We start from the raw sequence: 12,209 nt of genomic DNA on the forward strand, positions 1-12,209 counted from the left end.
CAAATTATGCACCAGGCATACCTTTCGCGCCTGCGGCGCTCAGGAAGTAAAGTGTGGTGGTATTGAACACGGGCGGAGTCCGTGTTCAATACCACCACACTTTACTCATTGAGGGAGTGTTGCATGGCTGGCGGATGCTAGCCATGCAACACTTTATGAGCGCCGCAGGCGCGAGAAGGTGGAACTATTAGCCAGAGAGAGGAGTATAGACGACATAACTCGCGAAGTGATAGAGCTTAAAGGGCTTCTTCCGGAAGCGAAGTTGCTGGTGGAAGGTCTCGGCCTGGGAAGAGTTCTCCGGAAAAACATAGGCGGCCCTGGTGTCGGAGGAGACAATGATATAGTAGAGGGGATAGCGATTCTGGCCCACTAAGAGGCGATCGCGCATCACGCCACAGATAATATGCTCCAGAGATTTAAATATCAAGCGATTGCAGGTCCAGTAATCCGAGTAGATGTGCGTGACATGGATACGCTCAAGGTCCTTCATCAACTCGGCCTCTTGGCGATTGAAGGTCTGCACCTGAGGCACGCCTTTATACTGGTAAACATCCTGGATCGCGTAGGCGTCAGCGCGCTGCTCGACAGATGGCGCAGGCGGGTATCCCTGCACAACGCTCCTGGTCCCCAAGCAAAGCACGGCCGCGAGCAAGAGAAGCAGGCTCAAACGGGCTAATGCGCTCACACTCAGAGAGAACCGGAGAAAGGACAGCCTCGTTTGCACGCGAGCGGTGGGTACCGAGGGCGAGGAAAGCGCCGGGGGAGGGAGGGAGAAGAGCCAGCCCGCTCGCTCCAGACCACACCAGAGCGGCCAGAGCAACGCCGGAGTTGTCATCCAGAGAGCGGAGAGATAGCGCATATCCGCGACGGCGAAGAGCGCGGAATTAGGACTCAATAAAAAAGGGAGCACCGTCAAAAGGGCATTAAGCAAGAGCGCGAAATGGCCCGCATGGCGAATCAACTCCTCACGCTGCCACGTGCCACCTGCCAGGCGTCCACGCACAAGGCGATAGATAGCCCAGATGCCCATCCCCAGGCTAACCAGCCACAGGAGGCAGAGCGAGGCCGACCATCCACTTTGCATCAGGGTGCAGCGGAGACCATGCAGATTCTCTGTACGTAAGAGATGGGTATCGGCAAGAGAGCAGAGCGGGAAAGAACCCGTGGCCCCTGGCAAGCTCGTCAAGAATGTGCCCTTGATTTGCAGAGGGAAGAGCACACCTTTAGGCGGGAGATCAACGCCATTGGCGCTCTGAACATAAAACAGATAGGAGAGCGTATCCTGACCGGGATTGGCGTGGTAGTTATAGAAAATATAAGGAAGTAGGCCAAAGCCAAGGCCCACAACCAGCGCCACCGCACCTCCCCAGATGAGCTCGCGCAGGCAGAAAATAAGCAGCAGCAGCCCCGCGGTCCCCAACAGAGGCAGGATGAGGGCATGACTCCAAAAGCCAACGCCCGCCAGGACGCCCCAGAGAGCATAGATCAGGAGACGCCAGCCATGCAGCATGCGTGAGCGGTCATACGTTCGGGCCAACCAGAGCGAGACCCAGAGCAGACCAGTCGCGCAGACCAGCATCTCGGGTATCCCGCCTACAGCCACCAGTTGCCGCGTTAGCACCGAGGCAGAACCCAGGCTCAAGAGAAGGAGCACAAAAATAGCCAAATTTCTGGTGTAAATTGTGCTGACGAGCAGGTACATACCCAGCAGAAAGAGAGCAAACAAAAAGATCAGGCCCAGACGGAGCGCAAAAAGCGTGGGGCCAAAGAGGGAGAAGAAGGCCGCGCCCAGGTAGGCTTCTAGAGCCCCCATATAACTCTGGCCATAGAAAAAGACCGGAAAATCCTGTCCACGCCAGATGTGGAGCGCCATGATGCCCATCGTGCCTTCATCGCTGTCCATCAGCGGCCAGCCCTGTGCTACCAGGTAGACACGTAAATAGACGGCCCAGCCAATGATCAGCAGGGCTAGCAGGGCGTGCTTCCTCTGCCACGCATATTTCATAGACGTAGCGAATAAACGCTTGCTCCAATGCTGCATACGTACGTTGTAACCCTATCATAAGAAAATTTGGTGCTGCATGCATAATACATACTTTCCCACCAATCAGGCAAGCAGCAGTAGTGCAACGTCGGTCAACTCATCCGATCTAGTAATACTAGCGAATAACTGGAAGGAATAGCTACAGAATAGCCATTTCAGCGTGGGTAGAAAATTTCTTTAAGAGGTGTTCTCAGCGTCTGCGACACTTCGCATGGAGTATGGGGAATGTGGTATGAAATGCCTCTGACATTCCCCATACTACAATTTATCAGGCGCTGGGGAGGCGCTCGATGTGGCCCTCGGTCACCTCGCCGCGTGGATCGATGCGAAACACGCGTGCATACGGAGGCTCGGGCTGGTATTGCAGCGAAAAAATAATGTAGAGATAGCCGCTACGTTTGGCCCACTCGCGATCGCGAGCAGAGGGATAGGCCTCGCTGATAGGATGCGAGTGATAGTAGATCATCTCGCCATCATAGGCGTCAATATCGTTAAAAATGCGAACAATATCGCGCTCGCTGATGATCGAGAAGTCGTCGGGGTGCTCAGCGACATTCTGGGCTGGATAGTTCTTGACGACCGTCCCGTCGACGCTGCCAAGGGCGCCACAGGCCTCGTTGGGGTAGCCAGCGAGGACATGGGCCGTCATTTCCTGGTAAATGGTCTCCGGCACACGTATGACAAAGCCGGTTGAGGAAGAATGTGTCTCTGCTACCATAGAACCTTCGACTCCAATTCCTCTTCGATGGAATCCAGGCTGCGCGTCCACAGGTCTTCGCTGAGGTATTTCCAGCCGCCATCCGCGAGCAGCGTCACGACCTTGCCCTGCTCCATCTGTTCGGCGACGCGGATGGCCGCGTGGAGAGAAGCGCCACACGAGGGGCCGGCAAAGATCCCCTCCTGATCTTTCAACTGACGCGTCCGCCGGATCGAATCGATGCTGGAGACGAGGATCTTGCCATCGAGTACGCTCTGATCAAGCACGGGAGGCACAAAGCCATCCGCCAGGCTGCGCAGGCCCTGCACACCTTCGCCCTGCATGGGTTCGGCGGCAATAACTTTGATGGCAGGATTATACTCCTTCAAGCGACGCGCAGTCCCAGTGAGGGTACCACCTGTTCCCAGGCCCGCCACAAAGGCTGCGATATCGGGCAGATCCTGAATGATCTCGACCGCTGTACCATAGTAGTGCGCGCGGGGATTGCCCTCATTGCCATACTGGTAGAGCATGACATAGCGCTCATCCTGGCTGGCAAGCTCTTTGGCGAGTTTGACCGCTCCGTTACTACCCAGTTTTCCATCGGAGAAGATAATCTTTGCGCCATAGAGTTCGAGCAATTGAGCACGCTCCCTGGTAACGTTATCGGGCAGCACGGCGACAAACTGGTAGCCTTTGAGGCGCGCAATCATCGCCAGGGCAATACCGGTATTGCCACTTGTCGGCTCCAGCAGGATAGCCCCTGGCTGGAGGCGGCCAGCGGTCTCAGCCTCCTCGATCATCCGTTTGGCGACGCGATCTTTGACACTCCCCGAAGGATTGGCTCCCTCAAGCTTGGCATAGATCTCCACACCCGGACGCGGGCTAAAGCTTTTCAATTCCACCAGGGGAGTATTGCCAATTGTCTCTAGTAGACTGCTATAGCGCATATCGTTCACCTGGCTCCTTATTTAGTTACCAACCCCCGGCCCCCGGCCATGGCGGGCAAGAGGATCACGGTATCGCTCGCGCCGACGACGGTCTCAAGACCCTGGAGATAACGAACGTCCTGGTCGTTGACATAGATATTGATAAAACGGCTCAGCTCACCACTAGGCTGGATCTGATCTTTAAGCGCGGGATAGTGCTGATAGAGGTCATTGAGTACCTCGCTCAGGGTGCTCCCCTGTGCACTTACCTGTTTGGAGCCACCAGCGCTAGGGCGAAGAACTGGTGCAAGTCGAACGGTTGCCATATTTTGATTACTCCTTGTGAGTTATATAGTTGGTATGGTTATGTGATGGGGCAAGGTCTGCGACCTTGCCCCATCACATAACCATTTTTATTTAAAGGGCGCAGACGTCGGCATAAGTGGGCAAGTTCTCGGGATTCCCGTTTTCGCCACAGGCCGCGCAGTGTGGATCGCGGAAGAGCTTCAGCTCGTTAAACTCGCCAGCCAGGGCATCGTAGGTCATGAGGCGCCCAACCAGGGGATCGCCAATGCCCAGCAGGAGCTTGATAGCCTCGGTCGCCTGCAAGAGACCAACGATACCGGGGAGCACACCCAGCACGCCAGCCTCAGCGCAGCTAGGCGCCAGGGCAGGAGGTGGAGGCTCGGGATAGAGACAGCGATAGCATGGGCCATCATAGGGTTTAAAGACAGTCAACTGCCCCTCAAAACGGAAGACGCTGCCATGGATGACCGGCTTATTCGCCAGCAGAGCCGCGTCATTGAGGAGATAACGCGTGGGGAAGTTATCGGTGCCATCGATGATTACATCATAGTCAGCGATAATGCGCCGCACGTTTTCTTCATCGAGGCGCTCGATATAGGTCACCACGTTGACATCGGGATTGAGCTTCTGGAGCGTCTCTTTCGCCGACTCAGCCTTGTACTGACCAACACGATCCGTGTTATGCAGAATCTGGCGTTGCAGGTTGCTCTCATCAACGACATCGGCATCAATAATGCCCAGCGTGCCGACGCCGGCCGCGGCGAGATAGTACGCCGAGGGGGAGCCGAGGCCACCCGCGCCGATGAGCAGTACCTTGGAATCAAGGAGTTTGAACTGACCCTGCTCACCTACCTCGGGCACCAGTAGGTGGCGGCTATAGCGGCGGGCCTGGGCATCGCTCATCAAACGAGGCATCTCAAATTCGAAGCCGCTGCCCTTCCATTGGCCGAAGCCACCGGCCATCGAGATGACATTACGATACCCCATCTGCTGGAGCGTCTTGCCAGCCATTAATGAGCGTACACCACCAGCACAGTAGAGCACGACGGTCTGGTCTTTATCGGGAATTGCTTCTTCAATTTGAAGCTCTAGAAAGCCACGTGGTACGTGGATGGCCCCTGGGATATGGCCTTCGTTCCATTCATGTTTCTCGCGCACATCTACCAGGGCCACGTCCGGGGCTTGCTCCCCGTTTTCACGCTGCTCCGCAAGGCTCTGGCGTACCTGAGAGGCCGACCACTCCGGCACTTCCTGCCTTGCCTGGCGCATGATTTCACGAGATGCCTCGCCCATGTTCACACTCCTTAATTGTTGATTAAGTTAATCAAGTTAGTTTTATGATTTCTTACAACAGCTTACAATTGCTCGCACGACTTGTCAAGGATAATTACAGGTTAGAAACGTAGGTTGCAATGGCGATTTCTTGAGGTACATTCGCTTTAATCATCAGAACAGCAAAAGAGGGGGATTTATTCCGGGTATAGGCCCTTACTGGGGTACGCGCCTACTCGTTTGGGTGTAGGCGCGTACCTCAGTAGCGCACCCTGTTTTACGCGGAGAGCAGGTGGTCGGCGCGTAGTTGCACAAGTGCCTTGCTGGCCAGGGAAGAAACGGCAAGCGTATTCGCAACGCCGCTGAATGCCTCGACCACGGGTTTGAGGTAGGGAGTGAGCTTGCTATCGCGCCGGTAGAGCTGGTGGAGAATATAGCAGGAGGTCTCGGCTTGCAGTTGGTTGGGGACACTGCTCTCCAACTGGCGCAAGACTGGCTCGAGGCTGGCTTTGCCATAGAGTACCAGGCTCTTCGCGGCCATCCAGCAGACACCGGTATCAAGATCACGCAGGCCCGCGATCAGGTAAGGGATGGCGCGGAAGTCCTGCATTTCGCCAAAGGCGCGCATACAATGCCAGCGGATCCAGGGAGAGGCGCTGTGCATCTCATGCGCCACGGCAGGGATGGCGGGAGGACCGATCTGAGCCAGGGAGGCAAATACCTGGTTTACCATCTGTTCATCGGCACCTTTAAGCGTTTCTAGTAACGTTGGCACCACGGAGGGATCACGCAACTTGCCCAACGCGCGAGCGGCCTGCATACGCACCTGGCGCGAAGGATCGTGAAGCGCCTGGAGCAAGAGCGGCTCCGCCACGCGGTCTCCCATCTTACCCAGGATGGTAATCGCGGTGCCGCGAACTTCCTGGTGGCGATCACGAAAGCCCGCGAAGAGGACACGTTCGGCGCGTTCTCGCGTCATTGGGCCTCCGGCCTGAAACAGGTTGCTTAAACGAATGCGTGCATAGGGCGAGCGCAGCTTGGGCGGAACCACAAATGGTTTCCCGGCCCAGGTTCCCAGGGCAATAAACTCAAGTAAGTGATGGGCCAGGCGATCATCTTCAAGGGAGGCCACTGCCTCCATCGCGCGGGGATCGTCGTCAATAATCCAGAGCATCAAGCGCCAGGCAGCCCCACGCCTTCCTTCTGCGGCATTAATCGCCAATTGCGCTGGAGGAATATCACCCAGAGGAGGGATTGCTTCGGCGTGCGTCGTAGTGGTCGTCTGAGTTACATTGGGCTTCTTTGTCGTAAAGGGATCATCAAATTGAGGCATCGTCTTCTTGTCTCCTTGCGCCTGCGGCGCTCGCCTGGGCGGGTAGTGGTGTGGAGTGTGCTGGCAACCCACGGCTGCCAGTACACTCCACACCACCACCTACCTGAAAGAAGTTGCATATGGCATTACCTACTTTCAAGGTACACCTCCACAAAAAAGCAGGCCCTTCCATGTGGAAGAGCCTGCGAAGCGCAGAGATTACTGGATTGGATGCGCCGGTTATGCCTGGTTTGCCTCGTGCAGGGCGTTAAAGATGCGTTCGGGGGTCGCGGGAATCGTCGTCACACGAACGCCAAGCGCATCATGCAGGGCATTGGCGACAGCGGCGGCCACCGGCACCACTGGCGGCTCCCCAACGCCCTTCGCGCCGAAGGGACCAAGGGCAGAGGGAATTTCTACCAGAATCGGGGTAATTTGTGGCACATCAAAGCTATGCGGCAGAGCATAGTCCATCAGCGTAGGAGTCAGGAGTTGGCCGTTCTCGTCGTACTCATAGCCTTCGAATAAGGCCCAGCCCAGGCCCTGAGTAACGCCACCACTGATCTGCCCCTCGACCTCAGCCGGGTTGATCGCGCGACCGACATCCTGTACAGCCACGTAGTCCAGCACCTTGACATCGCCGGTATCGGGATCGACAGCCAGCTTCACCAGGTGGGCGGCAAACATGGGAGAGGAGGTCGTAATGCCCGCGCGACCACGGCCATAGACCGGCTCAAAGCGCCGTGTGGACATCTTCGCCACCTCTTTGAGATCGACGCTCTTGTTGGGCACGCCACGCACAGCCACCTTGCCCTCAACAATCTCCAGGTCCGCCTCGGCGGCCTCCAGCATGTTGCTGGCAATGTTGAGAATCTGCTGACGTGCATCGCGAACGGCTGAGAGCACAGCAGGCCCCATCGAATAGGTCGTCTTACTCCCGCCTGTGCCACCACTATAGGGCATGGTATCGGTGCTATCATGCACCACATTCACCTGATCCAGTGAAACGCCCAGACCCTCAGCGGCAATTAAGGCCATCGAGGTATCGGAACCGGTCAGATCGACGGTGCCAAGCACCACCGAGAGTGTCCCGTCCGACTCCAGGCGACAAGCAGCAGCAGATGGCTCGGTACCGCCCGGCCAGCCACCGACTGAGATACCAATACCGACCTTCCAACCCTTCAGCTCGGTGGGAAGCTTCTGCTTCTCCTCGGCGCGATTGACCCACAGAGGGTGCTTCTCCAGCTCATCAATACACTCCAACAGACCAATGCGCGGCCAGCTGCGGCGATCAATGGTGGGATCACCCTCCTTGAAGGCGTTGTGCTTGCGGAATGCCAGCAGATCCATCTCCAGCGCCTCACAGAGCTTGTTGACCGTTGTCTCCATGGCGAAAGTAGCTTGGGGCGCGTTGGGAGCGCGATAGGCGCCCACGCTAACCTTATTGGTCAGGACCTCGTAGCAGTGGAGATCGACATTGGGGCAACGATAGGTGCTTGCCAGCAGATAGCCACCCAGGCCTGCCGCGGCGCCGGGATAGGCACCAGAATCGAAGATAGCCTTGCCCTGGAGGGCCACCAGCGTACCATCTTTCTTCGCTCCAAGCTTGAGGGTAATAACGGCCTGGGGGCGGGATTGCCTGCCAGCAGATCTTCCTGGCGAGTAAAGGATAAGCGCACGGGTTTGCGTACCTTATAGGCCACCGCGGCCGCCAGGGGCTCGATCAAACCAAATTTGCCACCGAAGGCACCCCCAATAGGCACCGACTCAACGCGAATCTGGCGCTCCGGCAAATTCAGCGCCTCGGAGATGTCCGAGCGCACACCGAGCATACCCTGAGCGCTGGGCCAGACAACGAGTTGATGACCCGAGGGGCTGGGCGAGACAAGGATGGACTGCGACTCCATATAAGACTGGTGGACCGGGCGCGTGCTCACCGTATGCTCGATCACGACCTCGGCCTCGCGCCAGCCGGCCTCGATATCGCCCAGCTTCATATGCGTCTTGCCGCTCACATTGGCGGAGAGCTCTTCCTGCTCCTCTTCTTCGGTATCGCCCGAGCCAACGGCTGCGTGCGCACCGCCACCAGCGATCTCACCGCCTTCTTTAGAAGCATGCAAGCGTGTCAGAGGTGAGTCGGGACGCATGGCCTCGACCGGGTCCAGCACGACGGGCAGGGGATCATAATCAACATCCACGAGGGCCACACCATCTTCAGCCGCGGCCTCGGTCTCGGCCACGACAATCGCCACAGGGTGGCCTGCCCAGCAGGCTTCACCACGGGCCAGGGGGGCCTGTGAGCGCGAAGTGGCATCGGGATTGGCCATCTCAAGCGTCTCGCTGGTATAGACAGCAACCACACCAGGCACGTTAAGGGCCTCGCTGATATCAATGTTGTTGATAGTGGCATGGGCATAGGGGCTGAGCACGAGGCGCGCATGCAGCAAGCCTGGAGCAGATATATCACCGGCGAAGCGAGTCCGGCCCGTCAACTTTTCCGGGGCGTCCTGCCTGCGTGTACGCTTGCCAACAAAATTCGTTTCTTGTGCAGTCTGATCTACAGTTTGTGTCATGCAGAGCTTATCTCCCACGATCTCTAGTGAAAAGGAACAACAAGAGGAATGTCGCCTGCACAGTGCTGGCAGGTTGACTGAAAAAAGATAGCCGTGCCTTGGGCACGGATAATATGAGGTAGCCGATTATCTCTATCTATATAAGTTTATCACAATTCTTTGCGTCTCTGTATACAAGTAGCCGCGTACGCCAATAGCGGCTCCGCTACTGGCATACGCGGCTACTACATTGCCATCGCTAATCTTAAAGAGTGCCGCGCAGGGCCTGGTCGAGGTCCCAGAGGATATCTTCTACGTTCTCGATGCCGATGGAGAGGCGGATCAGGTCTGGGGTCACGCCGCCCGCGAGCTGGTTCTCCTCGGAGAGCTGCTGATGAGTCGTGCTGGCGGGATGAATGACCAGGCTGCGTGCGTCGCCAACATTCGCCAGGTGCGAGAGAAGCTTCACGCTATTGATCAGCTTTTTGCCCGCCTCGTAGCCGCCTTTGACGCCAAAGGTGAAGATAGCGCCCGCGCCACGCGGCAGATACTTCTGCGCCAGTTCATACGAGGGATCATCTTTCAGACCTGGATAGCGCACCCAGTCCACGGCGGGATGCTCATGCAGGAACTCGGCTACGCGCTGGGCATTGGCACAATGACGCTCCATGCGCAGCGAGAGCGTTTCGAGGCCCTGGAGCAGCAGGAAGGAGTTGAAGGGGCTGAGCGCGGCTCCCGTATCACGCACCGTCTCCACGCGAAGCTTCATACAAAAGCAAAAATCGCCAAAAGTTTCGTAGAAGCGCACGCCGTGGTAACCGGGCGAGGGATCGACGATATGCGCAAACTTCCCGTTGTCCCAGGGGAACTTCCCCGACTCGACCACTACGCCCGCGATAGAGGTGCCATGGCCGCCAATAAACTTGGTGGCCGAATGCACGACGATATCCGCGCCATGCTCGAAGGGACGGCAGAGGTAGGGCGTCCCAAAGGTATTGTCTACGACCAGGGGAACACCAACCTCGTGCGCGATAGCCGCCACGGCCTCTATATCGAGCACATCTCCACGAGGATTGCCAATGGTTTCCCCATAAAAGGCGCGTGTCCTGGGCGTAACAGCCCGGCGGAAGTTCTCGGGATCATTACTATCAACAAAGATGGTGTTGACACCCCAGGCGCGTAGTGTGATATCAAACTGCGTATGCGTGCCGCCATAAAGGTAGCTGGAGGCCACAATTTCATCGCCGGGACGCAAGAGCGTCATCATTGTCGCCATCTGGGCCGCCATACCCGAGGCGGTCGCCACGGCGCCTGTCCCGCCTTCCAGGGATGCGATACGCTCCTCAAACACAGCGGTCGTCGGATTCATGATACGGGTGTAGATATTGCCGAAACGTTGCAGAGCAAAGAGGTGCGCGGCATGGTCGGTATCGTCAAAGACATAGGACGTCGTCTGGTAAATGGGAACCGCGCGTGCACCAGTCGTCGGATCGGGTCGCTGGCCCGCGTGCACGGAGAGGGTATCGAAACCAAAGACGTGATCGCCATCAATCTCAGGCATGAGAGAAACCTCCAATAAGATAGAGAAGCCAATACAATCGTTGTCTTATAGCTGTTCTTCACATCCTACAACTATGCCAGCAACATGAGCAAATCTTTTTCTGGCACAAATGGCCATATTTTATACATGCGCTCTATTCTCGTCTAAAACGCTATAGCAGCAAAAACACGATTTCATGTTAAGGAGAAAAATAATGTCACTGGGTATATCCCTTTTCGCGGGTATTGTCGCGCTTATCTATGTTGTCTTTGGACTATTGCTCCTCGTCCTGGTTATTCTGGCGATTCTGGCTTTGCTTAAATATCTGCGCAGTTAATGGGGGTAGCTTGTGATCACTCGCTATGCGGGCTACAATAAGGAGGCGAGATCATACAAACTAGCAAACAGAGAGAGGAGAGGCAGCAGCATGAGCATGGCGCAATCCAGGGAGAACTCCGTTCCCATACCCGATATGTATGAGCGTCTACGCATTTTGCAGCAGTATAAGCATATTGCCATCGTGGGTGTTTCTGCAGATCCCTACCGCCCAAGCCATTTTGTGGCAATCTATATGCAGGCGGAGGGGTACGATATTATCCCCATCAATCCACGCTATGCGGGGAAGACCCTGCTTGGCAAGCGCGTGTATGCCTCGTTGAAGGAGGCCAGGGAAGCCGGGGAGACGATTGAGATTGTAGATGTCTTCCGTAAGCCTGCCGACATCCCGCCCATTGCGCGCGAGGCGATTGAGATTGGAGCCAAAGTGCTATGGCTCCAGCTTGGAGTGCGCAATGATGAGGCGGGCGAGATCGCGCGAGCCGCGGGATTGACCTTTGTCCAGGATCGCTGTGTGAAGATCGAGCACGCACGCTTCTTTGGCGGACTGCATACAGTAGGATTAAACACGGGAGTCATTCTCTCACGTAAACTGGAGGAGCCAAAACAGGGCTAGAGATCTCAGCCAGAGAGAGTCAGCAGGGATGCATGTTATGTCACGACCTTGAACCACAGAAGGGAGACCTACATGCAACCAGGATATAACAGCATCAGCTCAGTGGATGAGAAGATGATGGCAAGGACGCTGGCATATGCGAACGCCGCCCTGGATAAAGGGAGCGTAGGGATCGCGGCCCTGCTCAGTTGCAGAGACGAGATCCTGGACCTGGAGCATAATCAGTTTCAAGAGACCAGGGATGCGACCGACCATGCGGAAATGGTTATCCTGCGCCGCATGGCGCGCTACCTCTCACAACTCGGCGAGGAGGAGAAACGCGAATTGACGCTCTATAGCTCGCTAGAGCCATGCCTGATGTGCATGGCGGCTATCTCATTCGCGGGCCTCAAGCGCGTCGTCTTCTCGGCCTATAACGCCGATGGCACCGACGAGGTGACGGTAGCGCGTGGCTTGACTTCCGAGCAGGTCAACCAGGCGCTCACGCGAGGGCCGCTAACCTTGCTTGGCGGCGTCCAGCGCGAGGAAGGCAGAGAGATCCTGGCGCGGATGGGAAAACTGCGTGCCAGCGTCCCAGCCGACTAGCCAGTAGCAACGATCGGAGC

General features: G+C 56.7%; 11 protein-coding genes and 1 pseudogene. 3 read left to right on the top strand and 9 right to left on the bottom strand.

Features of this window, described 5'->3' with window-relative positions; genetic code table 11:
- Positions 1-187 precede the first annotated feature (187 nt).
- From JMJ16_RS17895 to JMJ16_RS17930, 9 genes and pseudogenes are all read right to left on the bottom strand, one after another.
- Complete coding sequence (locus JMJ16_RS17895; RefSeq protein WP_201383654.1) at positions 188-2,041, bottom strand: hypothetical protein; 1,854 nt, start codon at positions 2,039-2,041, stop codon at positions 188-190.
- A gap of 271 nt (positions 2,042-2,312) precedes the next feature.
- Positions 2,313-2,762, bottom strand: coding sequence for a Mov34/MPN/PAD-1 family protein (locus JMJ16_RS17900; RefSeq protein ID WP_201383656.1), 450 nt, complete (start codon positions 2,760-2,762; stop codon positions 2,313-2,315).
- Positions 2,756-3,691 carry a PLP-dependent cysteine synthase family protein gene (locus JMJ16_RS17905; RefSeq protein ID WP_201383658.1) on the bottom strand — a complete coding sequence of 312 codons (936 nt, stop codon included), beginning with the start codon at positions 3,689-3,691 and terminating at the stop codon, positions 2,756-2,758. Before JMJ16_RS17905 ends, JMJ16_RS17900 begins: the two co-directional genes overlap by 7 nt.
- Positions 3,692-3,708: 17 nt before the next feature.
- Positions 3,709-3,996 (bottom strand): MoaD/ThiS family protein, encoded by a 288-nt coding sequence (locus tag JMJ16_RS17910; protein WP_201368527.1) that lies wholly within the window; start codon positions 3,994-3,996, stop codon positions 3,709-3,711.
- A 91-nt stretch (positions 3,997-4,087) separates the two neighbouring features.
- Entirely contained in the window at positions 4,088-5,269 is a 1,182-nt protein-coding gene (moeB, locus tag JMJ16_RS17915) for a molybdopterin-synthase adenylyltransferase MoeB (RefSeq protein ID WP_201368528.1), read from the bottom strand.
- A gap of 256 nt (positions 5,270-5,525) precedes the next feature.
- Entirely contained in the window at positions 5,526-6,581 is a 1,056-nt protein-coding gene (locus JMJ16_RS17920) for a HEAT repeat domain-containing protein (RefSeq protein WP_201383660.1), read from the bottom strand.
- 219 nt (positions 6,582-6,800) lie between these two features.
- Positions 6,801-7,949, bottom strand: a complete 1,149-nt coding sequence (locus JMJ16_RS56490; RefSeq protein WP_374229074.1) for a xanthine dehydrogenase family protein molybdopterin-binding subunit — start codon at positions 7,947-7,949, stop codon at positions 6,801-6,803.
- Positions 7,938-9,133: pseudogene (locus tag JMJ16_RS56495) on the bottom strand (xanthine dehydrogenase family protein molybdopterin-binding subunit); the annotation flags it as partial. The pseudogene JMJ16_RS56495 and the gene JMJ16_RS56490, both read right to left, overlap by 12 nt.
- Before the next feature lie 244 nt (positions 9,134-9,377).
- A complete protein-coding gene (locus JMJ16_RS17930; RefSeq protein ID WP_201383664.1) occupies positions 9,378-10,673 on the bottom strand; it encodes an O-acetylhomoserine aminocarboxypropyltransferase/cysteine synthase family protein in 1,296 nt (431 codons plus the stop codon).
- A gap of 193 nt (positions 10,674-10,866) precedes the next feature.
- On the opposite strand from JMJ16_RS17930, the gene JMJ16_RS56050 reads away from it, so the two are divergent.
- The 3 genes from JMJ16_RS56050 (at position 10,867) to JMJ16_RS17940 (ending at position 12,189) form a co-directional block, all read left to right on the top strand.
- Positions 10,867-10,989: a hypothetical protein gene (locus tag JMJ16_RS56050; RefSeq protein WP_255552942.1), complete on the top strand. Its 123-nt coding sequence runs from the start codon at positions 10,867-10,869 to the stop codon at positions 10,987-10,989.
- Positions 10,990-11,079: 90 nt separating this feature from the next.
- Positions 11,080-11,604 carry a CoA-binding protein gene (locus JMJ16_RS17935; RefSeq protein ID WP_201383666.1) on the top strand — a complete coding sequence of 175 codons (525 nt, stop codon included), beginning with the start codon at positions 11,080-11,082 and terminating at the stop codon, positions 11,602-11,604.
- 72 nt (positions 11,605-11,676) lie between these two features.
- Positions 11,677-12,189 (top strand): nucleoside deaminase, encoded by a 513-nt coding sequence (locus JMJ16_RS17940; protein WP_201383668.1) that lies wholly within the window; start codon positions 11,677-11,679, stop codon positions 12,187-12,189.
- Positions 12,190-12,209: the final 20 nt, after the last annotated feature.

It is taken from the genome of Ktedonobacter sp. SOSP1-52 (genome assembly GCF_016587395.1).

Excerpts from the sequence above, each read along its gene's own strand:
- JMJ16_RS17895 (WP_201383654.1), bottom strand. The coding sequence starts at position 2,041 with ATGCAGCATTGGAGCAAGCGTTTATTCGCTACGTCTATGAAATATGCG.
- JMJ16_RS17900 (WP_201383656.1), bottom strand. The coding sequence starts at position 2,762 with ATGGTAGCAGAGACACATTCTTCCTCAACCGGCTTTGTCATACGTGTG.
- JMJ16_RS17905 (WP_201383658.1), bottom strand. The coding sequence starts at position 3,691 with ATGCGCTATAGCAGTCTACTAGAGACAATTGGCAATACTCCCCTGGTG.
- JMJ16_RS17910 (WP_201368527.1), bottom strand. The coding sequence starts at position 3,996 with ATGGCAACCGTTCGACTTGCACCAGTTCTTCGCCCTAGCGCTGGTGGC.
- moeB (WP_201368528.1), bottom strand. The coding sequence starts at position 5,269 with ATGGGCGAGGCATCTCGTGAAATCATGCGCCAGGCAAGGCAGGAAGTG.
- JMJ16_RS17920 (WP_201383660.1), bottom strand. The coding sequence starts at position 6,581 with ATGCCTCAATTTGATGATCCCTTTACGACAAAGAAGCCCAATGTAACT.
- JMJ16_RS56490 (WP_374229074.1), bottom strand. The coding sequence starts at position 7,949 with ATGGAGACAACGGTCAACAAGCTCTGTGAGGCGCTGGAGATGGATCTG.
- JMJ16_RS17930 (WP_201383664.1), bottom strand. The coding sequence starts at position 10,673 with ATGCCTGAGATTGATGGCGATCACGTCTTTGGTTTCGATACCCTCTCC.
- JMJ16_RS56050 (WP_255552942.1), top strand. The coding sequence starts at position 10,867 with ATGTCACTGGGTATATCCCTTTTCGCGGGTATTGTCGCGCTTATCTAT.
- JMJ16_RS17935 (WP_201383666.1), top strand. The coding sequence starts at position 11,080 with ATGAGCATGGCGCAATCCAGGGAGAACTCCGTTCCCATACCCGATATG.
- JMJ16_RS17940 (WP_201383668.1), top strand. The coding sequence starts at position 11,677 with ATGCAACCAGGATATAACAGCATCAGCTCAGTGGATGAGAAGATGATG.